The organism is Streptomyces sp. NPDC096339 (assembly GCF_044762985.1).
GTDB lineage: Bacteria > Actinomycetota > Actinomycetes > Streptomycetales > Streptomycetaceae > Streptomyces.
In genome coordinates this window covers 116,659-141,015 of sequence record NZ_JBIWFI010000004.1, presented here as the reverse complement: position 1 = coordinate 141,015, position 24,357 = coordinate 116,659, and the positions used below count along the sequence as shown (strand labels likewise).

26 protein-coding genes are annotated in these 24,357 nt (G+C 72.7%); 16 read left to right on the top strand and 10 right to left on the bottom strand.

Annotation, left to right across the window (positions count from 1 at the left end; genetic code table 11):
- Positions 1–5: 5 nt before the first annotated feature.
- On the top strand, positions 6–1,649 hold the full coding sequence (locus tag ACIQ5Y_RS08995; RefSeq protein WP_403876902.1) for a DNA repair helicase XPB: 1,644 nt from the start codon (positions 6–8) through the stop codon (positions 1,647–1,649).
- 212 nt (positions 1,650–1,861) lie between these two features.
- On the opposite strand, the gene ACIQ5Y_RS08990 is transcribed toward ACIQ5Y_RS08995, so the two are convergent.
- Positions 1,862–2,050: a hypothetical protein gene (locus tag ACIQ5Y_RS08990; RefSeq protein WP_384582154.1), complete on the bottom strand. Its 189-nt coding sequence runs from the start codon at positions 2,048–2,050 to the stop codon at positions 1,862–1,864.
- Positions 2,051–2,386: 336 nt separating this feature from the next.
- Here ACIQ5Y_RS08990 and ACIQ5Y_RS08985 point away from each other — a divergent pair, with 336 nt between their 5' ends.
- Positions 2,387–4,474, top strand: coding sequence for a HelD family protein (locus ACIQ5Y_RS08985; RefSeq protein ID WP_403876898.1), 2,088 nt, complete (start codon positions 2,387–2,389; stop codon positions 4,472–4,474).
- 217 nt (positions 4,475–4,691) lie between these two features.
- On the opposite strand, the gene ACIQ5Y_RS08980 is transcribed toward ACIQ5Y_RS08985, so the two are convergent.
- Entirely contained in the window at positions 4,692–5,384 is a 693-nt protein-coding gene (locus tag ACIQ5Y_RS08980; protein ID WP_403876895.1) for a copper homeostasis protein CutC, read from the bottom strand.
- Positions 5,385–5,493: 109 nt separating this feature from the next.
- Here ACIQ5Y_RS08980 and ACIQ5Y_RS08975 point away from each other — a divergent pair, with 109 nt between their 5' ends.
- The 3 genes from ACIQ5Y_RS08975 to ACIQ5Y_RS08965 all read left to right on the top strand — a co-directional run bounded on the left by ACIQ5Y_RS08975 (position 5,494) and on the right by ACIQ5Y_RS08965 (position 8,860).
- The gene (locus ACIQ5Y_RS08975) at positions 5,494–6,174 is read left to right on the top strand and encodes a hypothetical protein (protein ID WP_403876892.1); all 681 of its coding nucleotides are present in this window, start codon (positions 5,494–5,496) and stop codon (positions 6,172–6,174) included.
- 72 nt (positions 6,175–6,246) lie between these two features.
- A complete protein-coding gene (locus tag ACIQ5Y_RS08970) occupies positions 6,247–7,491 on the top strand; it encodes a Cmx/CmrA family chloramphenicol efflux MFS transporter (RefSeq protein WP_403877468.1) in 1,245 nt (414 codons plus the stop codon).
- Positions 7,492–7,573: 82 nt separating this feature from the next.
- Complete coding sequence (locus ACIQ5Y_RS08965) at positions 7,574–8,860, top strand: serine hydrolase domain-containing protein (RefSeq protein ID WP_403876889.1); 1,287 nt, start codon at positions 7,574–7,576, stop codon at positions 8,858–8,860.
- Here ACIQ5Y_RS08965 and ACIQ5Y_RS08960 read toward each other — a convergent pair.
- Together ACIQ5Y_RS08960 and ACIQ5Y_RS08955 are read right to left on the bottom strand one after the other, a co-directional pair.
- Complete coding sequence (locus ACIQ5Y_RS08960) at positions 8,857–9,123, bottom strand: DUF4031 domain-containing protein (protein WP_403876886.1); 267 nt, start codon at positions 9,121–9,123, stop codon at positions 8,857–8,859. The two genes, ACIQ5Y_RS08965 and ACIQ5Y_RS08960, sit on opposite strands and share 4 nt — an antisense overlap.
- Positions 9,124–9,130: 7 nt before the next feature.
- Positions 9,131–9,508 (bottom strand): hypothetical protein, encoded by a 378-nt coding sequence (locus ACIQ5Y_RS08955; protein WP_403876883.1) that lies wholly within the window; start codon positions 9,506–9,508, stop codon positions 9,131–9,133.
- Between the two features lie 285 nt (positions 9,509–9,793).
- On the opposite strand from ACIQ5Y_RS08955, the gene ACIQ5Y_RS08950 reads away from it, so the two are divergent.
- The 3 genes from ACIQ5Y_RS08950 (at position 9,794) to ACIQ5Y_RS08940 (ending at position 13,245) form a co-directional block, all read left to right on the top strand.
- Positions 9,794–10,648, top strand: coding sequence for a MurR/RpiR family transcriptional regulator (locus ACIQ5Y_RS08950; protein WP_403877465.1), 855 nt, complete (start codon positions 9,794–9,796; stop codon positions 10,646–10,648).
- 9 nt (positions 10,649–10,657) lie between these two features.
- Positions 10,658–11,590: an N-acetylmuramic acid 6-phosphate etherase gene (gene murQ / locus ACIQ5Y_RS08945; protein ID WP_403876880.1), complete on the top strand. Its 933-nt coding sequence runs from the start codon at positions 10,658–10,660 to the stop codon at positions 11,588–11,590.
- Positions 11,591–11,670: 80 nt separating this feature from the next.
- The gene (locus tag ACIQ5Y_RS08940; protein WP_403876878.1) at positions 11,671–13,245 is read left to right on the top strand and encodes a PTS transporter subunit EIIC; all 1,575 of its coding nucleotides are present in this window, start codon (positions 11,671–11,673) and stop codon (positions 13,243–13,245) included.
- A 61-nt stretch (positions 13,246–13,306) separates the two neighbouring features.
- Here ACIQ5Y_RS08940 and ACIQ5Y_RS08935 read toward each other — a convergent pair whose 3' ends face one another.
- A complete protein-coding gene (locus ACIQ5Y_RS08935; RefSeq protein ID WP_403876875.1) occupies positions 13,307–14,380 on the bottom strand; it encodes an alkene reductase in 1,074 nt (357 codons plus the stop codon).
- 216 nt (positions 14,381–14,596) lie between these two features.
- Here ACIQ5Y_RS08935 and ACIQ5Y_RS08930 point away from each other — a divergent pair, with 216 nt between their 5' ends.
- From ACIQ5Y_RS08930 to ACIQ5Y_RS08920, 3 genes are all read left to right on the top strand, one after another.
- The gene (locus ACIQ5Y_RS08930; RefSeq protein WP_403876872.1) at positions 14,597–15,178 is read left to right on the top strand and encodes a MarR family winged helix-turn-helix transcriptional regulator; all 582 of its coding nucleotides are present in this window, start codon (positions 14,597–14,599) and stop codon (positions 15,176–15,178) included.
- 88 nt (positions 15,179–15,266) lie between these two features.
- Positions 15,267–15,851, top strand: a complete 585-nt coding sequence (locus ACIQ5Y_RS08925; protein ID WP_403876869.1) for a GNAT family N-acetyltransferase — start codon at positions 15,267–15,269, stop codon at positions 15,849–15,851.
- 25 nt (positions 15,852–15,876) lie between these two features.
- Entirely contained in the window at positions 15,877–16,476 is a 600-nt protein-coding gene (locus ACIQ5Y_RS08920; protein WP_403876866.1) for a hypothetical protein, read from the top strand.
- 178 nt (positions 16,477–16,654) lie between these two features.
- Here ACIQ5Y_RS08920 and ACIQ5Y_RS08915 read toward each other — a convergent pair whose 3' ends face one another.
- A complete protein-coding gene (locus ACIQ5Y_RS08915; protein ID WP_403876863.1) occupies positions 16,655–18,100 on the bottom strand; it encodes a PQQ-binding-like beta-propeller repeat protein in 1,446 nt (481 codons plus the stop codon).
- A gap of 88 nt (positions 18,101–18,188) precedes the next feature.
- Between ACIQ5Y_RS08915 and ACIQ5Y_RS08910 the strand changes: the two genes are divergently transcribed.
- Positions 18,189–18,740 carry a GNAT family N-acetyltransferase gene (locus ACIQ5Y_RS08910; protein WP_403876860.1) on the top strand — a complete coding sequence of 184 codons (552 nt, stop codon included), beginning with the start codon at positions 18,189–18,191 and terminating at the stop codon, positions 18,738–18,740.
- Positions 18,741–18,750: 10 nt separating this feature from the next.
- On the opposite strand, the gene ACIQ5Y_RS08905 is transcribed toward ACIQ5Y_RS08910, so the two are convergent.
- A complete protein-coding gene (locus tag ACIQ5Y_RS08905; protein WP_403876857.1) occupies positions 18,751–20,172 on the bottom strand; it encodes a hypothetical protein in 1,422 nt (473 codons plus the stop codon).
- A 119-nt stretch (positions 20,173–20,291) separates the two neighbouring features.
- Here ACIQ5Y_RS08905 and ACIQ5Y_RS08900 point away from each other — a divergent pair, with 119 nt between their 5' ends.
- Positions 20,292–20,495 (top strand): hypothetical protein, encoded by a 204-nt coding sequence (locus tag ACIQ5Y_RS08900; protein WP_403876855.1) that lies wholly within the window; start codon positions 20,292–20,294, stop codon positions 20,493–20,495.
- Positions 20,496–20,499: 4 nt separating this feature from the next.
- Here the strand turns inward: ACIQ5Y_RS08900 and ACIQ5Y_RS08895 are convergent, their stop codons facing one another.
- Both ACIQ5Y_RS08895 and ACIQ5Y_RS08890 read right to left on the bottom strand, forming a co-directional pair.
- Positions 20,500–21,150: a hypothetical protein gene (locus ACIQ5Y_RS08895; RefSeq protein WP_403876853.1), complete on the bottom strand. Its 651-nt coding sequence runs from the start codon at positions 21,148–21,150 to the stop codon at positions 20,500–20,502.
- The gene (locus ACIQ5Y_RS08890) at positions 21,147–21,365 is read right to left on the bottom strand and encodes a hypothetical protein (RefSeq protein ID WP_403876850.1); all 219 of its coding nucleotides are present in this window, start codon (positions 21,363–21,365) and stop codon (positions 21,147–21,149) included. The genes ACIQ5Y_RS08895 and ACIQ5Y_RS08890 overlap by 4 nt, the downstream gene beginning before the upstream one ends.
- A 115-nt stretch (positions 21,366–21,480) precedes the next feature.
- Between ACIQ5Y_RS08890 and ACIQ5Y_RS08885 the strand changes: the two genes are divergently transcribed.
- Positions 21,481–22,317, top strand: coding sequence for a Scr1 family TA system antitoxin-like transcriptional regulator (locus ACIQ5Y_RS08885; RefSeq protein ID WP_403876847.1), 837 nt, complete (start codon positions 21,481–21,483; stop codon positions 22,315–22,317).
- A complete protein-coding gene (locus ACIQ5Y_RS08880) occupies positions 22,301–22,498 on the top strand; it encodes a DUF397 domain-containing protein (RefSeq protein WP_403876845.1) in 198 nt (65 codons plus the stop codon). The genes ACIQ5Y_RS08885 and ACIQ5Y_RS08880 overlap by 17 nt, the downstream gene beginning before the upstream one ends.
- Positions 22,499–22,502: 4 nt before the next feature.
- On the opposite strand, the gene ACIQ5Y_RS08875 is transcribed toward ACIQ5Y_RS08880, so the two are convergent.
- Positions 22,503–23,681, bottom strand: coding sequence for a S8 family peptidase (locus ACIQ5Y_RS08875; protein ID WP_403876842.1), 1,179 nt, complete (start codon positions 23,679–23,681; stop codon positions 22,503–22,505).
- A gap of 194 nt (positions 23,682–23,875) precedes the next feature.
- On the opposite strand from ACIQ5Y_RS08875, the gene ACIQ5Y_RS08870 reads away from it, so the two are divergent.
- Positions 23,876–24,241 carry a protease inhibitor I9 family protein gene (locus tag ACIQ5Y_RS08870; RefSeq protein ID WP_403876839.1) on the top strand — a complete coding sequence of 122 codons (366 nt, stop codon included), beginning with the start codon at positions 23,876–23,878 and terminating at the stop codon, positions 24,239–24,241.
- The last annotated feature ends 116 nt before the right edge of the window (positions 24,242–24,357 follow it).

Sequence of the window (24,357 nt, the reverse complement as noted above, 5' to 3'; positions counted from 1 at the left end):
CGTGCGTGAACGGGCCTCTCATCGTCCAGAGCGACAAGACCCTCCTCCTGGAGGTCGACCACGAACTCGCCGGAGCCGCGCGCCGCGCCATCGCTCCCTTCGCCGAGCTGGAGCGGGCTCCCGAGCACATCCACACCTACCGGATCACCCCGCTCGGCCTGTGGAACGCCCGGGCCGCCGGGCACGACGCCGAGCAGGTCGTCGACGCGCTCGTCGAATACTCCCGCTACCCCGTCCCGCACGCGCTGCTCGTCGACGTGGCCGAGACCATGGCCCGCTACGGCCGACTCACCCTCTCCAAGCACCCCGTGCACGGACTGGTCCTGACCAGCACGGACCGCCCGGTGCTTGAGGAGATCCTTCGGTCCAAGCGGATCACCCCGCTGGTCGGGGCGCGGCTCGACGCGGACACGGTGGCCGTGCACCCGTCCGAGCGCGGGCAGATCAAGCAGACGCTGCTGAAGCTGGGCTGGCCGGCCGAGGACCTCGCCGGGTACGTGGACGGCGAGGCCCACCCGATCGACCTGGCCGAGGACGGCTGGGCCCTGCGGCCGTACCAGCAGCAGGCCGTCGAGGGCTTCTGGCACGGCGGTTCCGGGGTGGTCGTACTGCCCTGCGGCGCCGGCAAGACGCTGGTCGGCGCGGGTGCCATGGCCAAGGCGAAGGCGACGACGCTGATCCTCGTCACCAACACCGTCTCGGCCCGCCAGTGGAAGCACGAGCTGGTGAAGCGGACCTCGCTGACGGAGGACGAGATCGGCGAGTACTCCGGCACCCGCAAGGAGATCCGCCCCGTCACCATCGCCACGTACCAGGTCCTCACCACGAAGCGGAAGGGCGTCTACCCGCACCTGGAGCTCTTCGACTCCCGGGACTGGGGCCTGATCGTCTACGACGAGGTCCACCTGCTGCCCGCGCCGGTCTTCAAGTTCACCGCCGACCTCCAGGCCCGCCGCCGGCTCGGCCTGACGGCCACTCTGGTCCGCGAGGACGGCCGCGAGTCGGACGTGTTCTCGCTGATCGGGCCGAAGCGGTTCGACGCGCCGTGGAAGGAGATCGAGGCGCAGGGCTACATCGCCCCGGCGGACTGCGTCGAGGTCCGCGTGAACCTCACCGAGTCGGAGCGGCTGGCGTACGCGACCGCCGAGACGGAGGAGAAGTACCGCTTCTGCGCGACGACGGCGACGAAGCGGAAGGTCACCGAGGCGCTGGTGCGCAAGCACCAGGGCGAGCAGACGCTGGTGATCGGCCAGTACATCGACCAGCTCGACGAGCTCGGCGAGCACCTGGACGCCCCCGTCATCAAGGGCGAGACGTCGAACGCGCAGCGCGAGAAGCTGTTCAACGCCTTCCGCGAGGGCGAGATCAACGTGCTGGTGGTGTCGAAGGTCGCGAACTTCTCCATCGACCTGCCGGAGGCGACGGTCGCCATCCAGGTGTCGGGCACGTTCGGCTCCCGGCAGGAGGAGGCACAGCGCCTGGGCCGCGTACTGCGCCCGAAGTCGGACGGTCACGAGGCGCGGTTCTACTCGGTCGTCGCACGCGACACGATCGACCAGGACTTCGCGGCCCACCGCCAGCGCTTCCTGGCCGAACAGGGCTACGCGTACCGGATCATGGACGCGGACGAACTGCTGGCGAGCGACTGACGAACGCCCCGCCGGCGTTCAAGGCACGGGGTCCGGGCCGGGATCCCGCGCGGCGGCACATCCAGCCCGCCGGCGTTCAAGGCACGAGGTCCGGGCCGGGATCCCGCGCGGCGGCACATCCAGCCCCGCCGGCGTTTGAGGCGCGGGGTCCGGGGCAGCGCCCCGGCAGCGGCGCGGCAGCCGAATCACGGCACGGCACCCGGACCGGGAGGTCAGCGGCGGATGACGCCCGCGTCCTCGGCGTACTCGCCGAGGACGACGACGCTCACGGCGGCCGCCGCGAAGACCTTGGCCGCACGCAGCGCATTGCCGACGAAGTGCCGGGGGTGCGAGCCGGAGGAGGTGGCGGTGGCGCCGCTCGGGCGGCCGCCCTGGATCGGGGTGAAGGTTGCGGTGCTCATGTATCCATGGTGCGCTTCCGGCCGGCACCGCACATCGCCCTGCGGGCGGAACCCCGGGGCCGCGGGGGTCCTCCTCGGGGCTCATACGGCCCCCTAGTGGTGTACCCAAAGGGTGACAACGGCCGGGTCGTCACCCGGACGGAGGTCCCGGACGGAAGTCCCGGACGGAAGTCCCGTACCGGAGGGACTCACGGCCCCGAAACCCGTTCGCGCCCGCACGCCGCGGTGACTAGAATCTCCGCTCTTGCCGCCTCCCACCGCCCCACCGGGGAGAGCCGCCCGCCGGACGGTAACCGGCGGGCCAACTGTTCCGCACCAGCAGCTGGAGGCAGTCCCGTGCCCGCGCACGCCCCCGACACCACCCCCGACGCCACCTCCGAGGCCGATCCGCTCGGCCGCGAACGCTCGCACCTCGCCGCCTCCCGCGCCGCGCTCCGTGCCATGCGCGAGGACGTGGAGGCCCTGGACATCCGCGACGTCACCGCGAACTGGGTCAACGCCATCGTCCTCCAGGCCCAGATCGACGACCGCATCAAGGCCCTCGCGGACCTCTCCCACACGCCGCTCTTCTTCGGCCGCCTCGACTACCTGCACGCGCCCGGCGCCGACCTCGCCGAGGGCGCGGAGGGCGAGCAGTTCTACATCGGCCGCCGCCACGTCCACGACGCCGGCGGCGACCCGATGGTCATCGACTGGCGCGCGCCGGTCTCCCAGCCGTTCTACCGGGCCTCCAAGCAGGACCCGCAGGACATCGGCCTGCGCCGCCGCTTCGGCTACACCGGCGGCGAGCTCACGGCGTACGAGGACGAGCACCTCTCCGACCCGGCCGAGGCGTCGGCCGTCAGCAAGCTGCTCCAGCAGGAGATCGAGCGGCCGCGCGTCGGCCCGATGCGGGACATCGTCGCGACGATCCAGCCCGAGCAGGACGAGATCGTCCGCTCCGGCCTGTCCGGCTCCGTCTGCGTGCAGGGCGGCCCCGGCACCGGGAAGACGGCCGTCGGCCTGCACCGGGTCGCGTACCTGCTCTACGCGCACCGCGACCGCCTCGCCCGCACCGGCACCCTCGTCATCGGGCCGAACCGTTCCTTCCTGCATTACATCGAGCAGGTCCTGCCCGCCCTCGGCGAGCTCGAGGTCAAGCAGGCCACCGTCGACGACCTGGTGGCCCGCGACGGCCTGGAGGTACGCGGTACGGACGCCGCCGCGACCGCCGTGGTCAAGGGCGACTCCCGGATGGCGCAGGTGTTGCGCCGCGCCCTCGAATCGCACGTGACGGCGCCCACCGAGGCGCTGATGGTGGTGCGCGGTTCGCGCCGCTGGCGCGTGCCGTCGTACGAGCTGGCCGAGATGGTGGAGGAGCTCCGGAACCGCGACATCCGCTACGGGGCCGCCCGCGAGGCGCTCCCGCAGCGCATCGCGCACGCCGTCCTGGTCCGGATGGAACAGGCGGGCGAGGCGCCGGACGACCGCGTGCAGGACTCGGTGGCCCGCAACGCGGCGGTGAAGGCGGCGGTCAAGGAGGTCTGGCCGCCGGTCGACCCCGCGAAGCTCGTACTGCGCCTCCTGTCCGACCCGGAGTTCCTGGCGGAGCACGCGGCGGGGGTCCTCGACGAGGACGAGCAGAAGCTGCTGCTCTGGCCGAAGCCCTTCCGCAGCGTGAAGTCGGCGAAGTGGTCGGCGGCGGACCTGGTCCTGATCGACGAGGCGGCGGACCTGGTGGAGCGCACCCACTCCCTCGGCCATGTCGTCGTCGACGAGGCGCAGGACCTGTCGCCGATGCAGTACCGGGCGGTGGGGCGGCGCTGCACGACGGGTTCGGCGACGGTGCTGGGCGACCTCGCGCAGGGCACCACCCCGTGGGCCACGCGCAGCTGGGACGAGGCCCTCGCGCACCTGGGAAAGCCGGCGGCGGTGGTGGAGGAGCTGACGGCGGGCTTCCGCGTGCCGCGCGAGGTGATCGCGTACGCGTCGCGGCTGCTGCCGTCGATCTCGCCGGGGCTGGCGCCGGTCTCCTCGGTCCGAGAGACCCCGGGCTCGCTGCGGATCTCGGCGACGGAAGACCCCTCCGACCTGACTCCGGCGGTCCTCGCCGCCTGCCGCGAGTCCCTCGCGTACGAGGGCTCGATCGGCCTGATCGCGGCGGACGCCCGCATCCCGGCCCTGGCGGAGGCCCTGCGGGCGGCGGACCTCCCCTACCTGTCCCCCGGCGAGGAGACGACGGCCGAGTCCCGCCTCACCCTGGTCCCGGCCTCGCTCGCGAAGGGTCTGGAGTACGACTACGTGGTCCTGGACGAGCCGGCGGCGATCGTGGACGGCGAGCCGGACGAACGGACGGGCCTGCGCCGCCTGTACGTGTGCCTCACCCGAGCCGTCTCGGGCCTGACCCTGCTCCACGCGGCCCCTCTTCCGACCGCCCTCGTCTGACGGGCGGGGTGTGGCGCTGCGCGCAGCCGCTCCCCGCCCCGCCCTTCCTCCGTTCCCCGGGGCTCCGCCCCAGACCCCGCGCCTCAAACGCCGGCGGGGCTGGGTATCCCCGCCGGGGGCAAAGCCTCCCCCTCCGGCGTTCGAGGCACGGGGGCGAAACCCAGCCCCTCCGGCGTTCGAGGCGCGGGGGCGGGGCAGCGCCCCGAGGCTCGGCCGGTCAGGCCAGCGCGGCCCGCCACTCCGCGACGGCCGCCGCCGAGACGGGCCGCCCCCACCCGGAGGGACGCGCCGCCCCACCGATGTGGAACGCGTCGATGCCCGCCTCGCGCAGCACCGGCAGGTGCGACAGGGCCAGCCCGCCGCCGACCATGATCCGTGCCCCGTACCCCGGCTCTCCCCGCCTCGCCGCGCCCGCCTCCGCGCGCAACACCGGCAGGCCCTCCTCGACCCCGGCCGCGGAGCCGGCCGTGAGGTACGTGTCCAGCCCGGGCAGCTCGGCCAGCGCCTTGCGCAGCCCGTCCCGGTCCGCCGCGCGGTCGATCGCCCGGTGGAAGGTCCACCGGCAGCCCTCCAGCTCCGCGACCACCGCGCGGGCCGCGGCCAGGTCCGGGCTGCCGTCCGGGTTCAGGAAGCCGAGGACGAACTCCCGCGCCCCTTCCGCCCTCAGCTCCCGTGCCGCCTCCACCACCACGGAGACGTCGCCCGCGGCGAAACCGTCCGCCTTGCGGAGCATCACGCGCAGCGGGATGTCGACCGCCGCTCTGATCGCCGCGAAGGTCTCGCGCGACGGGGTGAGCCCGTCGGCGGCCATGTCGGTGACCAGTTCGAGTCGGTCCGCCCCACCGGCCTGGGCCGCGACCGCGTCCTCCACGTCGAGGGCGATCACCTCCAGGAGCGCACGGTTGCTCATCAGATGCCGTCCTTCGTCCGGTAATGGAAAATAGGTCTAGTCCAATATCAGGGTACGGGTCTCCGCCCGCGCTCCACCAGCACAATCACGCCACCCGCACAATGTGCGCATGGACACAGGCACCCCGCACGACGACACCCCCGCCCTCCGGGCGCACTGGCAGGCCGCCGTCGCCGCCGCCGGCGCCTCCCCCGACCGCGACCCCGCCCCCTACGCCGACCGGCTCCTCGCCGCATGGGCGGAACCCCAGCGCCGCTACCACACCACCGCGCACCTGGCCGACGTACTCGCGCGGATCGACGTACTGGCCCCGCACGCCGCCGACCCCGCCGCCGTCCGGCTCGGGGCGTGGTTCCACGACGCCGTCTACCGGCCCGACCGCTCCGAGAACGAGGAGCGCAGCGCCGCCATGGCCGAGCGCGCCCTGCCCAAGCTCGGCGTGGACGCCGCCCGCACCGCGGAGGTGGCCCGGCTGGTCCGGCTCACCGTCACCCACGACCCCGCCCCCGGCGACACCAACGGCGAGGTCCTCTGCGACGCCGACCTCGGCGTGCTCGCGGGCGCCCCGGAGGCCTACGCCGCGTACGTGGCCGCCGTCCGCGAGGAGTACGGCTTCGTCCCCGACGAGGCGTTCCGCACCGGCCGCGCCGCCGTCCTGCGGCAGCTGCTCGACCTGCCGCGGCTCTTCCGCACCCCGTACGGAGCCGCGCACTGGGAGGCCCCGGCCCGCGCCAACCTCACCGCCGAGCTGGCGCAGCTCACTGGACCCTCCCGGCAACGGGGAATTTGATCGCGTTCACACCGGTTGGTATCAGTCATGCCCGCCGATGCCGCACGCCCCTCGCACCCCGCCCGTAGCCGCATGCCCGTGGCCGTCTACGTCCTCGGACTCTCCGTCTTCGCACTCGGCACCAGCGAGTTCATGCTCTCCGGGCTGCTGCCGCCCATCGCCGAGGACATGGGCGTCACCATCCCCCAGGCGGGCCTGCTCATATCCGCCTTCGCCATCGGCATGGTCGTCGGGGCGCCACTGCTGGCCGTGGCCACCCTGCGCCTCCCGCGCCGCACCACCCTCATCGCCCTCATCAGCCTCTTCGGCCTCGGGCAGGTCGCGGGCGCGCTGGCCCCCTCGTACGAGCTCCTCTTCGCCTCCCGCGTGGTCTCGGCCCTCGCCTGCGCGGGCTTCTGGGCCGTCGGCGCGGCCGTCGCCATCGCCATGGTCGACAAGGACCAGCGGGCCCGCGCGATGGCCGTCATGATCGGCGGCCTGTCCATCGCGAACGTCCTCGGCGTCCCCGCCGGCGCCTTCCTCGGCGAGCACCTGGGCTGGCGCTCCGCGTTCTGGTCGGTGGGCGCGGCCTCCGCCATCGCCCTGGCCGGCATCCTGGCGTTGATCCCGCGCATCCCGCTGCCCGCCGAACGCCCCACGCTCCGCCGTGAACTGCGCATCTACCGCGACCGCCAGGTGTGGTTGTCCGTCGGCATCACGGCCCTCGCCGCGGGCGGCGTCTTCTGCGCCTTCAGCTACCTGTCGCCGCTGCTCACGGACGTGGCCGGGCTCGACGCGGGATGGGTCCCGTGGATCCTCGGCCTCTTCGGGATCGGCGCCCTCGTGGGCACCACCATCGGCGGCCGGGTCGCGGACGCGCACCTCTTCGGCGTCATGATCTGGGGCATCACCGCCTCCACCGTCTTCCTCACCGCCCTCGCCCTCCTCGCCTCCACGGCGGCCGCGGCGATCGCCCTGTCCTTCCTCCTCGGCGTCTCGGCCTTCTTCACCGCCCCCGCGCTCAACGCACGCATGTTCAACGTCGCCGGCGCAGCCCCCACCCTGGCCGGCGCCACCACCACGGCCGCCTTCAACCTGGGCAACACCGGCGGCCCGTGGCTCGGCGGCACCGTCATCGACGCGAACCTCGGCTTCGCCGCCACCGCCTGGGCGGGCGCGGCCATGACCGTCACGGCGATCGCCCTCACCCTGGTCGCCCTCCGCCTGCACCGCCGTACACCGCACCGGCCGACCCGCGTGGTGGCCTCCGCGAGCCCGGCGCCGGGCCGCGCCGCGGAGCAGACCGGCGAGTCGGCCGTAGAGCCCGCCCGCGCCTGACGAGGCGCCCGGTCGCCGCCCCGGGCCCCGATTCCTACGATGGGAGGGACCGCTCGGGGACGTGCGTCAGAGGGGGTCCCCGATGGCCCGCCACCGGACGAGGACGACGACCGCCCTGGCCGCCGCTTCCCTGCTGCTGACCGCGCTGTGCGCGGGCCAGGCCCCCGCCGCCGCCCCACCTGGCCGGGCCGGCATCGATCCCGCGACCGCCGAGCGGCTCGACGACGCGATCACGGCGGCCATGCGCGAGGCGGGCATCCCCGGTGTCGGGGTCGGCCTGTGGATCGACGGCGGCGAACCCTACGAGCGCGCCTTCGGCACCGCCGACAAGGCCGCCGGCACCCCTATGAAGACCGATCTCTCCACCCGGATCGGCAGCGTCACCAAGACCTTCACCATCACCGGCGTCCTGCGGCTGGCGGACGAGGGGAAGGTACGGCTCGACGCGCCGATATCGACGTACCTCGACGGCGTGCCCGGCGGCGACCGGATCACGGTCCGCCAACTCGCCGAGATGCGCAGCGGCCTGTACGACTACACCCAGGACAAGACCTGGCTGGCCGCCTACCAGGCCGACCCGCACCGCTCCTGGACCCCGCGGCAACTCCTCGACGTGGCCTTCCGGCACCCCGCCCAATTCCCGCCCGGCACCCGCTGGATGTACTGCAACACCAACACCGTGCTGCTCGGCCTGCTCGTCGAGAAGGTCTCCGGACAGCCCCTGCACACGTACCTGGACGAGCACGTCCTCGAACCGGCGGGCCTCGACGAGACCTCCCTGCCCACGGACTCCGCGATGCCCGGCCCGTACGCCCACGGCTACACGAACTTCACACCGGACGGCGCGACCGCCGACGCCTCCACGTGGAACCCCTCCTGGGCCTGGGCGGCCGGCGCGATGATCTCCACCATGGGCGACCTGCGCACCTGGGTCCCGACCCTGGTGGACGGCCGGCTGCCCGACGGCGACCGCCTCCTGGAACCCGGCACCCAGGCCCAGCGGCTGCGCATGCTCCCCACCGGGTACCCCGATGTGCGCTACGGGCTGGGCATCGCCGACATCGACGGCTGGATCGGCCACAACGGCGAGCTGCCCGGCTACGAGACCATCGCCGCCCGGCTCCCGCAGGCCCGGGCCACCCTGGTGATCGTGGTCAACTCCGACATCGACGGGAAGTACGGCAACCTGAGCTCCCTCATCGGCAACACGGTCACGAAGATCGTGACTCCGGAGCACGTGTGGTCGCTCCCGGCGGAGGCGCAGCCCAACGGAGTCCCTGAGCCGTCGGCCCGTCCGTCATCCCCGGCCCCGCCCTCGTCCCCGGCCCCGCCCTCGTCCCCGCCAGTGACGAGCCTCCCACCCGGCTAGGCCGGGCGGCCCTTGGGGCGGCGCAGGCCGGCCTGGGTGATCCGGCGGACCAGTTCCTTGCTGCCGATCTCCACCGCGCCCGCGGCGACCGCGTCCGCGTAGCGGTGCGAGGGCACGTCGTAGTGGTCCCGCTCGAAGGCGCGGGGCGGGCAGCCGATGGACGCCGCGAAGGCGTGCAGTTCCTCGTACGAGACGTCGCTGACCAGGTGCGACCACATGCGGCCATGACCCGGCCAGGTCGGCGGGTCGATGTACACCGTCACCGGCGGCTCACCGGCCCGGGTGGAAGACCGGCCCGAGGGCGCCGACGGACGCCACCCTCACGCCCGCCTCCGAGCACACCCAGTGCGGGTCGGGTCCCAGCTCCGGTTCCACGTCCAGCGCGTGCGGGTCGCCGTGCGTACAGACCGGGCACAGCGGCCAGCGGCCGTACTTCTCCAGCAGTGCGTCCTGCACGTCCTGGGCGACGAGTCCGGCGAGGTAGTCGACCCCCTCCGGCCACTGCTCCACCCACCACCGGCGGTGCGTGACCGAGTCCTCGACGAGGGAGACGACATCGGCATCGGCGACCTCGCCGGCGGCGAGATCGGCGAGCACGAGTGCACGGGCGACATGCAGCGCCTGTTCCAGTGGGGTCGCGTGGTCCATGCGCTCATTGTGGCCCCGTGACAAGCCCGTGGCGAAGGCCCTCTCGCGGATGACTTGTGGCGGCTTGCCCCACCCTGTCCCTGAAAATAGATTTCACGCGTGAGCAGGAAGCCGAAGGAAACCTTCACCCCGGCGCCGCCCCGGTCCGAACCCGCGACCGCGTCAGCCAGGACAACCGCTCGGGGCCCGCTCAGGCCCGACACCACCGGCACGGCCACCGCCCGGCCCGGCACAGCCGAGACCGCCCCGCCCCCGCCGCCCCCGCCGGCTTCGCCGGCCCCGGCCCTGCGGGCGCGGGTGCGGAGTCTCGCGCCGTCCATGACACGGTCCGTGCGGGCCGTCGCCGAAGCCGTGGCCGCCGATCCCGCCGAATGCGCCGCGCTCACCGTCACCGCCCTCGCCGAACGCACCGGGACCAGCGAGGCCACCGTCGTCCGCACCGCCCGCCTCCTCGGCTACCCCGGCTACCGCGACCTGCGCCTCGCCCTCGCCGCCCTGGCCGCGCGGCAGGAGTCCGGCGCGGCCCCCGCCGTCACCATCGACATAGCCGTCGACGACCCCCTCGCCGACGTCGTCGCCAAGCTCGCGCACGAGGAGGCGCAGACCCTCGCCGACACCGCCGCCGGCCTCGACCTCACCCGGCTCTCCGCCGCCGTCGCCGCCCTCGCGGCCGCCCGCCGCATCGACGTCTACGGCATCGGCACCTCCGCGCTCGTCGGCCAGGACCTCGCCCAGAAGCTGCTGCGCATCGGCCTGATCGCACACGCCCACAGCGACCCCCACCTCGCCGTCACCAACGCCGTCCAGCTGCGACCCGGCGACGTGGCCGTCGCCATCACCCACTCCGGCTCCACGGGCGACGTGATCGAGCCGCTGCGCACCGCCTTCGAGCGCGGCGCCACCACCATCGCCCTCACCGGCCGCCCGAACGCGCCCGTCACCCACTACGCCGACCACGTCCTCGCCACCTCCGCCGCCCGCGAGACCGCGCTGCGCCCGGCCGCCATGTCCAGCCGCACCAGTCAGCTCCTCGTCGTCGACTGCCTGTTCGTCGCCGTCGCGCAGCGGACGTACGAGCGGGCCGCGCCCGCGCTCGCGGCCTCGTACGAGGCCCTTGCACACCGTCACTCCACCCGGTAGGAGCCGCCCATGACCGCCTACGCCGAACTCCGCGCCCAGCTCGCCACCCTCACCACCGAGGCCTTCCGTCCCGAACTCGCCGAAATCGACCGGCTGTCCACCCTCGACATCGCCCGCACCATGAACGCCGAGGACGCCACCGTCCCGGCCGCCGTCGCCGCGCAACTGCCGCAGATCGCCGCGGCCGTCGACGCCATCGCCGTACGCATGGCACGCGGCGGCCGGCTCGTCTACGCGGGCGCCGGCACCGCCGGCCGGATGGGCGTGCTGGACGCCAGCGAGTGCCCGCCCACCTTCAACACCGACCCGGCCGAGGTCGTCGGCCTGATCGCGGGCGGCCCCACGGCGATGGTGAAGGCCGTCGAAGGCGCCGAGGACTCGGCCGAGTTGGCCGCTGCGGACCTCGCCGCGCTCGCCATCGGCCCGGACGACACCGTCGTCGGCATCTCCGCCTCCGGCCGCACCCCGTACGCGATCGGCGCCGTCGAGGCCGCCCGTACGCGCGGAGCGCTCACGGTCGGGCTCTCCTGCAACGCCGGCTCCGCGCTCGCGGCCGCCGCCGAGCACGGCATCGAGGTGGTCGTCGGCCCCGAACTGCTCACCGGCTCCACCCGCCTGAAGGCGGGCACCGCGCAGAAGCTCGTGCTCAACCTCATCTCGACGATCACCATGATCCGCCTGGGCAAGACCTACGGGAACCTCATGGTCGACATGCGCTCGTCGAACGAGAAGCTGCGCGCCCGCGCCCGCCGCATCGTGTCCCTTGCCACCGGCGCTCCCGACGAGCAGATCGAGGCCGCGCTGACCGCCACCGGCGGCGAGGTGAAGAACGCCGTCCTCGTCATCCTCGGCGGGGTCGACGGCGACGCGGCCGCCGAACTCCTCGCCGCCTCCCGGGGCCACCTCCGCGCCGCCCTGGCCGCCGCCCACGAACCCCGCTGACAGGCGCAGACCGACAACGACCGACGCCCCCGGCACACCGACGCACCCCCACGCCCCCCGAGAGCAAGGCGACCCCCACGATGCCCACCGAGCCCAACGAACCCACCGGGCCCACCACGCCACCCGCCGAGCCGCCCTCCAAGACATCCGCCAAGCCGCCCGCCAAGCCGCCCGCCGACAAGCACCGCGCCACGGCCGCCGCGATCCTCCCCCTGGTCGGCGGCCCGGACAACATCACCTCGATCGCGCACTGCATGACCCGCCTGCGCATCGCCCTGCGCGACCGCTCCCTCGTCGACGACGAGGCGCTGAAGGCCCTGCCCGCGGTGATGGGGGTGGTCGAGGACGACACGTACCAGATCGTGCTCGGCCCGGGCGCCGTCGCCCGGGTGACCCCGGAGTTCGAGGCCCTGGTGGAGCAGGGCCGCTCGGCGATCGCCGCCGCCCACCACCCCCCGGTCACGGCGGACGACCTGAAGGCCCAGGGCGCGGCCCTCAGGGAAGCCCGGAAGGCCCGCAACGCCACGCCCTTCAAGCTGTTCCTGCGCCGCATCGCGAACATCTTCGTCCCGTTGATCCCGGCCCTGATCGGCTGCGGTGTGATCGCGGGGCTGAACGGCGTGCTCACCAACCTCGGATGGCTGCCGGCCCTGGTCCCGGCGCTCGCCGCGATCGCGTCCGGATTCATGTCGCTGATCGCGGTGTTCGTCGGCCACAACACGGCCAAGGAGTTCGGCGGTACGCCCGTCCTGGGCGGTGCGGTCGCCGCCATCATCGTCTTCCCCGGGGTCGCGAAGATCACCGCCTTCGGGCATGAACTCCGGCCGGGCCAGGGCGGCGTGCTCGGCGCCCTGGCCGCAGCCCTCCTCGCGGTCCAGGTCGAGAAGTGGTGCCGGCGCTGGGTGCCGGAGACCCTGGACGTCCTGGTCACCCCCACCCTCACGGTGCTGATCTCGGGCCTGGTCACCCTCTTCGGCCTGATGTTCATCGCCGGCGAGGCCTCCGCCGCCATCGGCACCTTCGCCGACCGGCTGCTCGCCATCGGCGGCGCCTTCGCGGGCCTGGTCCTGGGCGGGCTCTTCCTCCCCCTGGTCATGCTGGGCCTGCACCAGGCCCTGATCCCGATCCACACCACCCTCATCGAGCAGTCCGGCTACACCGTCCTGCTGCCCATCCTCGCCATGGCGGGCGCGGGCCAGGTCGGTGCGGCCATCGCCGTCTACTGCCGGCTGCCGCGCAACGGCTCGCTCCGCGCCACCATCAAGTCGGCGCTGCCGGCCGGTTTCCTGGGCGTCGGCGAGCCCCTGATCTACGGCGTCTCCCTCCCGCTGGGCCGACCCTTCGTCACCGCCTGCATCGGCGGCGCGGCGGGCGGGGCCTTCGTGGGCCTGTTCAACCAGCTCGGCGTGGCCTTCGGCTCCACCGCCATCGGCCCCTCGGGCTGGGCCCTCTTCCCGCTCCTGGACGGCGAGTCCGGCATGGGCGTCACCGTCGCCATCTACGCGGGCGGGCTGGCGGTCGGCTACCTGGTGGGCTTCGCCGCCACGTTCTTCTTCGGCTTCACGAAGCAGATGCTGGCCGAACTGAACACCGGCCCGGAGCCCGCCGCCCCGGCCACCGCGCCGGAACCGGCGAAGCAGCCGGTACCGGCGTGACCTCCGGCGGCCTGATTGGCTGTTCGAGCATCCGATCGGGCCGCACCGGCAAGAACCGGACTCACCCGAGGGCCGGGTAGTCCGTGTATCCGCGGTGGTCGCCGCCGTAGAAGGCGCTGGGGTCCGGGGTGTTGTACGGGCCTCCGGCCGCGAGGCGGGCCGGGAGGTCCGGGTTGGCCAGGAACAGCACGCCGTAGGCGATCAGGTCGGCCGTGCCGTCCTCGACCAGCTCCAGCTGCTCCCGCCCGGTCGGCTCCGCGCCGGTGAACGGGTTGAGGACGAACGTGCCGGGCCACTGCTTGCGCAGCCGCAGGGCCAGGTCGCGCCGCCCCTCGGCCTCCAGCTGGTGCAGGTAGGCCAGACCCAGCGGTTCCAGCCGCGCCAGCAGGGCGCTGTAGGTCTCCTCCAGGTCCTCCCCCTCGGCGATGTCGTTGTACGTGTTCCCCGGCGAGATGCGGAAGCCCACCCGGTCCCCGCCGATGGCCTCGGCCACCGCGGTCGCCACCTCCACCGCGAAGCGGATCCGGCCCTTGACCGAGCCGCCCCAGCCGTCGGTGCGCAGGTTGGAGCCGGGGGCGAGGAACTGGTGGATCAGGTAGCCGTTCGCCCCGTGCAGCTCCACCCCGTCGAAGCCGGCGGCCACGGCGTTCCGGGCCGCGGCGGCGTAGTCCTCGATGGTCCGGGCGATCTCGTCCTCGGTCAGCTCCTTGGGCATGGGCAGCTCGGCCGGTCCCTGGTGGGTGTAGACCGTGCCCTTCGCGGCCACCGCGGACGGGGCGACGGGCACCAGGCCGTCCGGCAGCAGGCTGGGGTGGCCGATCCGGCCGGTGTGCATCAGCTGCGCGAAGATCACGCCGCCCTCACGGTGCACGGCGTCGGTCACCGGGCGCCAGGCCTCGACCTGCTCCGCGGAGTGCAGGCCCGGGGTGTCGGTGTAGCCCTGGCCGACCACGGAGGGCTGGATGCCCTCGGTGATGATCAGGCCGGCGCTCGCGCGCTGGGCGTAGTAGGTGGCCATGAGGTCCGTGGCCGTCGCGCCGGGAGTGAGGGCGCGGCCGCGGGTCATCGGGGCCATGGCGATGCGGTTGGCCAGGCGCTTCCCGGCGAGGTCGTAAGAGTCGAATGCCGTCGGCATGATCGCGTTCCTTGTCTTCGCAGGTGCTGCCGCTCGATGCGGAGTTAACTGTCCGAACAAGTAAATGCGCCCACCCCATTCCCGAGGACGCGTGACCTGCACCACACCAGCTAGAGCAAGGTGCTGCAACACGGCCTCATACGCCCGGGCTCCACCCGCCCCCGTCGCGATAGGCTGATCTCTGTTCGAGCAGTTACACACCGCAGCGAGGGACCCATGAGCGAGCCCAAGGCCACGACCGACGGCAACCGGGCAGCCACCGACCCGGCCTCCGACCCGGCAGTCGCCCCAGCCACCGACCCGGCCACCGACCCCGCGGCCGCGCAGTCGCTGCCGCCCTCCGTCCTGGCCGGCCCCCTGTCCCACGCGATCTTCCGCGTGGCCCGCCTGCACCGCATGCTCGCCCAGCAACTGCTGCGCCGCGTCGGCCTCCACACCGGTCAGGAGCTGGTCATGATGCAGCTGTGGGACCGCGGCCCGCAGCGCCAGACCGACCTCGTGCGCCTCCTCGGATCCGACGCCGCCACCATGACCCGCACCATCAGGCGCCTCGAACACGCCGGCTTCGTCCGCCGCAGCCCCAGCCCCACCGACAAGCGCGCCACGATCATCGAACCCACCGCCGCCAGCCTCGCCCTGCGCCGCGAGGTCGAGAACATCTGGGCCGAACTCGAAAGCAGCGTCGCCGACCGCCTGACCCCCGACCAGCAGACCGAAGCCCTCCAGGTCCTGAGCCGGATCGCGGACGGCCTCACCCAGGCCACGACGCAGAACGCCGGCGGCGCGGATCCCGCATGATGCGACCATGATCAACGACATACCTCCGGTGGTCCCCGCCGGCCGGATGGCCGCACTCCCCCAGCCCTAGTTCCCCCTCCCCGGCGGGATGCGCCTCCGCCCGTGGCAGGCGCCCGACGCGCCCTCCCTGCTCGCGTCGTACGAGGACCCGGACATCCGCCACTGGAACCGCCCGGCCCGCCGCACCCCCGCCGAGGCCGAGGCGCACATCGTGCGCCTCCGCGACCGTTGGCAGGCGGAGGAGGCCGCGATCTGGGCCATCGCACCGGCCGCCGCCGAAGCCCCGGCCCTCGGCCTCATCGGCATCGGCGACCTCGACCTGCGGGGCGGCAGCGGCGAGATCGTCTACTGGCTGCTCCCCGCGGGCCGCGGCACCGGCGCCGCCGTCGCGGCCACGGCCCGCATCACCCGCTGGGCCTTCGAGGACCTCGGCCTGCAACGCCTGCGCATCACCCACTCCGTACACAACCCCGCCTCCTGCGCCGTCGCCACCAAGGCCGGCTTCCCCCTGGAGGGCACCATGCGCGGCGCCCTCCTCCACGCGGACGGCTGGCACGACGAACACCTCCACGCCCGCCTCCGCACGGACGACGTCCCCGCGGGCCATCCGGGCGGGGCGCCGGGGCCGTACGGCATGGCGCCCCGACCCGAGGTGCCCCGCGGCGGATGCTGAGGGCTCCCCGGCCAGGGAGAGGCCCGTGAGTGATCCCAGCACCCGAATGACCCCGAGCCGGGCGAGCGCCGCAGCCGATGCGGGCAGTGACCTTCCGGCCCCCGGGGTCATCGGCATCGGACTCGCCGCGGTGCTGACCTTCGCGCTCGCCCAGGGTTCGTGGCAGTGGTTCGCCACGTTCATCGGGGTGACGCTCCTCGCCGTGATGTGCGCCTTCCAGCGCCGGGCACGGTGGAGCCCGGACCTCCGCTCCGCCTACATGCGCGGCCTGATCGCCTACGCGCTGGTCGTCGGCCTGTGCGTGGCCATCGCCCTCGCGCCCCTGCTGCAACGCCGCGCCTGGCTGTTCCCCATGCCGGGCACCCGCGCCCAGTGCGCGCTGCTGGGCCGGTACCAGGCCGTCCAGACGGAGGCCGCCCTCGGGAACCTGGCCGGCAGCGACCCCGCGGCCCTGGCCTTCACCCAGCAGACCCACGCCCGCGAGGCCGTCGCCGACTGCCTGGCGGCCACGACCACCCTGTGGCTGCCCCTGTACGGGGTCGGCGTCGCGGCCCTGGTGGGAACGGCCGCCTGGTTCCACGACCGGTCCCGGGCCCGGACCCAGCCCCCCACCCGATCGGGTTGACCCCCGGCCGTTCGGCCGAATCGCTCCATCCGGAGCAAGGGCGGGAGGTGCCGCCAGGGCCCCGCGTTCGCGTACGGCTCCAGGCTGACGATCCCCTCACCCGTCGGGATCAGCCTCGACACGCAAGCACTGAAGGACTTCGCCGCCTGGTACCGCGCCCGAGCGCGCCCCGCTCCCGTCACCAGCCCCACACCGGCAGCACCTCGAACGTCGGCGGCAACTGCTCCGAGTCGTACGCCCCCAGGTTCACGAAGACGTAGCTGCCCGGCGGCCCCGGCCAGAAGGCGAACCTCTGGCTCAGCGGCACCTCCCGCAGCACCGTCGACTCCTCGCGGCGCCCGCCGCCGCCCAGGTCCAGGCGGGTGAGGTACGTCCACGGGTGCTCCGAGGTCACCACGGCGACCTCACCCGCACCCCGCGCCCGCCCCAGGCCCAGGACCCGCTCCCGGCCGAAGCCGGTGTGCCAGGCGCGGTGCCCGTCGGTGAGGGAGTACGCGGACACCCCCGCCTTCTTCCCGTCCCTCACCGGCACGACCAGCAGCTCCCCGCTGACCAGCGGCTCCGGCGACCCCGACGACAGCAGCAGCTCCTCCTCCGCCCCGGCCACCGGTACGGAACCCCGCGTACGCCCCTCCCCGTCGAAGAGCAGCACCCCGTCCGTGCCGCGCTCGGCCGACTCCTTCACCCGGAGCGCGAGCGGCTGCGCCGACAGCACCCGGACCTCGCTCAGCCCGCTCTCCACCGGCAGCGCCGTCTGCCAGACGCGGGCCCCCGTACGGGAGTCGACGGCCGTGACCCGGGCCGACCGCCCGCACTCCTCCACGTACAGGACCCGCTCCCCGGCCCCGTCGACGACCCGGACCGCGCACTCGCCCGGTACACCGGCCCGCCACAGCTCCCCGCCCCCGCGCAGGTCGAGGCCGATCACTCCGAGGGTCTTGTCCGCCACCACGGCCGTGCCGCCCACCGCGGCCACCCCGGCCCCCACGGTGTCCCTGCCCCACAGCCTCTTGCCGGACGTCAGCTCCACCGCCTCGACCCGCGCCCCGCAGCCCTCGCCCCGGTCGTAGGCGACCACCCCGATGTCCGAGGGCGTGGTCCGGCTCAGCGCGCACACCGACATCCGCTCGGGCGCGCCCAGCCGCCAGCCGTGACGGCCCTCGCCGTTGAAGGAGACGAGCCCGTCCGTACGCGCCCGCACCATCACCGGCCACCGCTCCACCGCCCAGACACCGACCGGCTTCACCGAGGACGGCTTGTCGGGGGCCTGCCACCCCGACATGTACATCTGCGGGCCGCGCATCCACTCGAACCCGAGCCAGCCCGGCCACAGCGCGACCAGTGCCAGCACCGCGGCCAGGACCCCGGTCAGACAGGACCGGGTGAGCGGCGCCACCTTCCGGAGCAGCAGCGACGACCCCACCGCGAGAAGGCCGAGCAGCAGGGCGGAGAGCATCAACGCGCCCATGCCGCGCGGGCAGTCCGTGCCGCCGCCGCACTTGTTGCCGTCCATGTCGGCGAACGCGAGCTTCAGGAACAGCACGAAGTACAGCAGCGCGACCGCGCCGAGCGCCGCCGTGACCGCCGGCCACGCACTCCCCAACAGCCGCTTCCAGAAAGGCACTCCGCCGTCCACGATCCCCCCAAATCCCGACCCACACTATGCGGATACTCGCGCGACTCCGGCCCGTCGACCATGACAGCTTGTGGACATGACCCTCTCAATCGAGCCCATGGACGGGCCGACCGCGATCCGGGCCGCGGACGCCTTCAGGCTGATCTACGCCGAAGCCTTCGCCGAACCCCCCTACGACGAGACCGAGGAGGACGTCGCAGCCGCCTTCCACCGCTTCCCCGTACAGGCCGCCAGGCCCGGCTTCCTCGCCACCCTGGCCCGCACCGAGGACGGCGAGCCGGTCGGCATGGCGTACGGCTTCGCGCTCGCCCCCGACGCGGTGTGGTGGAACGAGCTGACCACTCCCGTCCCCGACGACATGCGGCGCGAGGACGGACACCGCACCTTCGCCCTCATGGAACTGGCCGTACGCGGACCATGGCGCGGCCGCGGCGTCGCCCGCCGCCTGCACACCGCGCTGCTCGACACCCTCCCCGCCGAGCGCGAGCGGGTCCTGCTGAACGTCCACCCGGCGAGCGGGGCCGCCCCGGCCGCCTACCGCGCCTGGGGCTACCGCAAGGTCGCCGAGGCCCAACCGCTGGGTCCGGGCACGGACCTCCGTGACGTGATGCTGCTCGCTCTGCGCTGAAGTCGAGCCATCACTTGGGCGGCTCGGCCGTCTTCTGGACGGCCCGGGCCTTCTCCAAGAGCTCCCGGTAGGGCATCTCCGTCGTGGAGCCGCGCACCGCCGAGAGGCCGTATCGGGCACGGAGCTTTTCGCTCTGCAAGAGATCCCCCAAGGGATGCAGGGGATCAAATTTCACTCGGTCACCCGGAGGTGACACATCCACGACTATATTCGACCACCGACCCATGGATACCCTGAACACCGTTATACGCAGACGCCCTCGGGTCACGTTCAGGATTTCACTGCTGTTCGAGATGTCGGATCGATACATGTATTTCGTACCGGCGGGGATGTCTTCCTTCTTGGCCACCTCCTCGAGAGCCCTGCCCCCAACCCCGGAACGCTCGTACTCAGACGACATCTTCATTCTGTCCTTCCTGATCACGTACACCTCGGTCTGCGCCCTGATCGCTTCGAACTTGCGACTCTCGGGATCATCGATCTCAACGACTGAATCCTGCGCGATTTCCTCCCCTGGATTCAGCACGCGGCCCACCGGCTTGACGAACGCGCCATCGTAGATCAGGTCGTCTTTTTCCACCTTGACATCGGAGCGACTACTCGCGGGCACTCCGTGGATCCAGTACTGGCTGTCGAGGACGTAGACGGGGACCTCTCCCGCGTTCTTCACGTACAGATGAACCGTCACGTACAACGGCCCCTCTCTCTTTTCCAGATTCGACTCCCTGAACTCCGCCCCGCTCTCCACCAGTGGGGTTTTCACATAAGGGACGTAGATCTGCGAATACGCCAGGTTGGCGCCAGCGAGAATCGTGGAGACGACCGCCCCGATCGCGATCTTCGTAGGGTTGCGAAGCCCCTTCCACGCCCGGGCTTTGGCGAGTTCCACCAAGGCCAGCGAAGAGGCGAGGGTCAGGGCCATCCCGATCAGCCTGTAGCGGGTGGAGCGCTCGCCGATTTGCAGCAGGAGGAGGGTGACACCGCAGAGGAAAGCGATCACGACTCCGGCGAGAACGACCACCCCTGAGTAACGCCATCGCCGCTTACCCCAGTAGTCGACACAGGCGACCGCGGCGAACACTTCGACCACGGATGCCACGAGCACGGTGAATCCGGCAATGCGTCCGCCGTAGGTCAGGGCATCCCCGCTGTCCGAAATTCCGATCCAGAAGAGCGGACAGGACGTCGCGAGGAGGCCGGCGAACATGAGACAGCCGATCGTTCGTCGCCGCCACCCCCTGCCGTCCGGCCAGACAGTGCTGTCGCCGCCGAACCAATGGATGTCGTGCCCGGGTTCCACACCGGCACGATCCAGATACTTTCGGAGTTCCCTGGGAGACCAGGCCTTGCCCACGGTCTTGCCGGCGATCTGAACCTTGCGCAAGCCGAGGCCGTCAGGCGCTCCCACGGTCACCTCAGGCGTATTCGCCATGACACCAGCCTGCCCCCTGATCGCTGCTCCCGCCTCTGGAGTACGGCCCCATGCCGGCTCCGCGCCAGGGTGCGCCCGACGCGGCGCGGGGCGAAGCTGGTGCCGAGAGGAGAGCCCCCATGCGCAGACGAATCCTCGGGTTCACCGCCGCCCTCGTCCTGGCCGTCCTCGGCTCCGCGGCCCCCGCCGCACAGGCCAACGCCCCGACCGTCACGGGACCGGAATGCGTGAGGCAGAAGGGGACGCTGCACTACGACTCCGCCACCGCCTTGTGGACCTGCATCGGTGGCACCCACGACGGCGAATCCATCACCAAGAAGTGAACCTTCAGCCGCCGCCGGTACACCGCAGGAACCGCACCAGGTCATCGGCACCGTAGCCGACCTTCGGCCCCCGCTCGGCCGCCATCAGCAGCAACTGCCCGACGATCTCCGCGCCCCAACCGTCGGTACCGTCCGCCGACCACTCCCAAAGCTTCTCGACGCCCAGGTCGTTCATGAGCAGCCCGTGCTCCTCGCGGATCTCCCGTACGGTCTCGGCGACCGCCTCCAGCAGCCGCGCCCCCGGCCGCTCGCAGCGCAGCCCGAAGTACCCGCCGACCTCCTCGACCGAACACCCCTGCGGCGGGCGCGCCTTGAGCCCCTCGTAACGGGCGTCCTCGAACTCCGGGCACTCCCCCACCGGACAGTGCAGCAGCGTGAACCGCTGCCACCCCGGCGGCGGAGGCGGCTGCGGCCGCCACGCCTTCAACCCGAAGGCCTCCTGCACGAGCGCCGTCGCCTCGTCCGCCGTCTCCGCCGTACGCGCCTCCCGCCGCTCCCCGTCGTCCCCGACGGCCGTCCAAAGCCCGCCGCCGTCGCACCGCACCCGTACGGAGAGCCCCGTACCCCCACGCCGCCACGCCCCGCCGGCCAGGGCCGCCTCCAGCGCGTGCAGCCTCCAACCGAGTTCGAAGCCCCACTCCACCGCCTCGCTCACGGGTGCGCCCTCTCGTGGAGTACGGCTGCCAGCCGGAGCGCGGTGTCCAGGTTGCAGCGGCCAAGGTCGACCAGAGGCAGGCCGTAGGTACCGGCGGCGGAGACCCGCTCCACGTCGAGGGAGGGGAACACCACCCCCACTCCGGCCAGGGACTCCTTCAGCTGCCGGACAGCCTCCTCGGCCGCCCGCATGCGCTCCTGTGGGGAGAGCACCATGACATGTCACCTTTCTACTCTGCGTATCCGACTTCGACACACAGCGTGGCGACCGGCTCGCTAGCCTTTCAATGCGGACACCGCAACAACGGTGCGTGTTGGCCAGGGAGTTGCCATGCCAGGAAAGAACCTCGACCCCTCCTCCTCACCCCGCGCCCTACTGGGCGCCGAACTCCGCGTGGCGCGCGAACGCGCGGGCAAGAGCCAGACCGAGCTCGGCGAACCGCTCTTCGTGAGCGGCTCCTTCATCGGCCAACTGGAGGCGGGCACCCGCCGGATGCACATCGACTTCGCCCGGCAGATCGACGAGATCCTCGGGACGGACGGCTTCTTCACCCGCAACTGCGGGGCGGCGGCCAAGTCCAAGTACCCCGATCACTTTGCCGCTGCGGCTGAAGCGGAGGCGCTGGCGACTGCCATTCGGGAGTACGCACCCCTCCTGATCCCAGGGCTACTCCAAACGGAGGCGTATGCCCGGGAAGTGTTCCACGCCTACCAGCCCACCGCACCGCAGGAAGCCATCGACCAACTGACCGAGGCCCGGCTGGCGCGCGCCTCGCTGCTCGCCGATCCAACAACGCCCCTGTTGTGGTGCGTGCTGGACGAGGCGGTGCTGCGTCGGGAGGTGGGCAGCGGGGCGGTGATGGCCAAGGCCCTGCGCCGTATCGCGGCTCTTGTCCGCGCCCGGAGGGCCATCGTGCAAGTACTCCCGTTCAGCGAGGGTGCCCACGCCGCACTAGAAGGGCCCCTCAAGCTGATGTCCTTCGAGGACGCTCCCCCGCTCGCCTACGTCCAAGGCATGGGAACGGGGCAGCTGTTCGACGATCCGGCCACCGTCACCCGGCACACCCTGGCCTACGATCTCCTCACGGCCAACGCGTTGTCACCGCGCAAGTCGCTGGCCCTGATCGAATCGGTGGCGGAGGATTACGAACATGATCAGCACGCCTGAGTACGACCTGTCGATGGCCAACTGGCACAAGTCCAGTTACAGCGGCGGCAGCGGCGGCGACTGCCTCGAAGTCGCCGACGGACACGCCGACATCGTCCCCGTCCGGGACTCCAAGGTCCCGAACGGCCCGCACATCGCGTTCAACGCATCGGCCTGGGCGACCTTCATCTCCGCGCTCTGACCCGTCACAACCCACCCGTGAACAGCAACCGGTTCGCGGTGCCCGGCTCAACGCCCGTCAGGACGTTCTTCGTGGACACGTCCGCCAGCCAGGCCTTGACCTCCGCCGGGGCCGCGTCCGGGTGGGCCTGCTTGTAGAGGGCGGCCACCCCGGCAGCGTGCGGCGAGGCCATCGACGTGCCGTTGAGGGCCACGCTGCCGCCACCGAGCCTCGCCGAGACGATGGCCTGGCCGGGGGCGTAGAGGGTGACGCACGGGCCGTAGTCGGAGAAGCCGGTCTGCTCGTCCGACTGGTTGGACGCGCCAACCGCGACCACGCCCTCGGCGGACGCGGGCGAGAAGCTGCACGCGTCGACCGAGGAGTTGCCCGCCGCGAACACCGGCAGCACGCCCGCCTCCGCCAGGGCGGTCGCGGCGCTGTTCACCGTGGTCGAGCGGTCCCCGCCCAGGGAGCCGTTCAGCACGGCCGGCCGGCGGGCGTTCTTCGCGACCCAGTCCAGGCCCGCGAGGACCCCCGACCACGAGCCGGAACCGTCGCACCCGAGCACGCGGACGCTCACCAGGTTCGCCTTGGGCGCCACCCCGAAGGTCGCACCGGCGACCGTGCCCGCGACGTGCGTGCCGTGGCCGGAGCAGTCCTGGCCCTGGCGGCCGTCGCCGACGGCGTCGAAGCCGAAGGCGGCCCGGCCGCCGAACTCCGCGTGCGCGTAGTCGATGCCGCTGTCGAGGATGTAGGCGGTCACCCCGGCGCCGTCACCAACGGTGGTGAAGCCGTCGTCCAGCGGCAGGTTCCGCTGGTCGATCCGGTCCAGCCCCCAGGAATGCGCCGGTGCCCGCGTCTCCCCCGCACCGGTCGGCATCGGCACGTAGACCGAGGCGTCCTCCTCGACCGACTTCACCCCGGCGCTGCCCCGGACAACCGTCAGCTCGCTCGCGGTCAGCGGTACCGCGAAGCCGGTCATCGCCGACGTGTAGACGAACGACGGCTCCAGGCCCAGCGCCTGCGCGACCTCCGCCGCGTCCCGGCCCTCCTCCAGGGTCACGATGTACCGGCCCGGCACCGGATCGGCCGCCGTGAACAGCGGCGCCGGGGGCGGCTCCGGGGCGACGGCGGAGGCCGTGCCGGCCGCGATCGGGGGCACGGCGAGGAGGGCGGCGGTGGCCAGACGGGCGAGCAAGCGCATGTACGGAACTCCCTGACGGGGTTGAGGGTCGACACGGGCGAGCCGCCTCCCTCAGCGGCGCGGCCCCACCTTCCCATCGGGTGCCGCCCCGGCACGGTGTGAACCGCAGCCCCCCGCCCGACCGATCACCCGTACGGCCTTCCGCACCCGCGGGGCTCGTTGACCGGCCCCGCCGCAGGTGGTGGCCTCGCCGCATGAGCAACCCCCCGAGCCCGCACCGAGCACTGCTGCCCGCGCTCGTCCTCGTACTGGCCGCCGCGGCCACCCCGCCCGCCCACGCCGCCGCCACTCCCGAACCCGCACCCACACCACGGCCGGCGGCGGCCTCGGCGGCTGCCGACCATCCCACGTACATCGTCACCGTGCGGCGCGGCCTCGACCCCGGCGCCGTCGCGCGGGCCTACGGGATCACCCCGGTCCACGTCTTCCGCACCGTTATGAACGGCTTCGCCGCCCCGCTCTCCCCCGGGCAGGTGGAGGCCCTGCGGGCGACGGACACGCTCGTGGAGTCGGTCGAGCAGGACGGTTCCGCCTCCTCGGGCGGACCTGCCGGCGCCTGACCCGGGCCGGGCGCACGCCCCCTGCGCGCCCCCCGAGGGCCGCCGTGCGCCCTTGCCGGGCATTTCGGGCGATCACTACGTTCACGCTGCGTACACACCGCACACGCACAGTAATC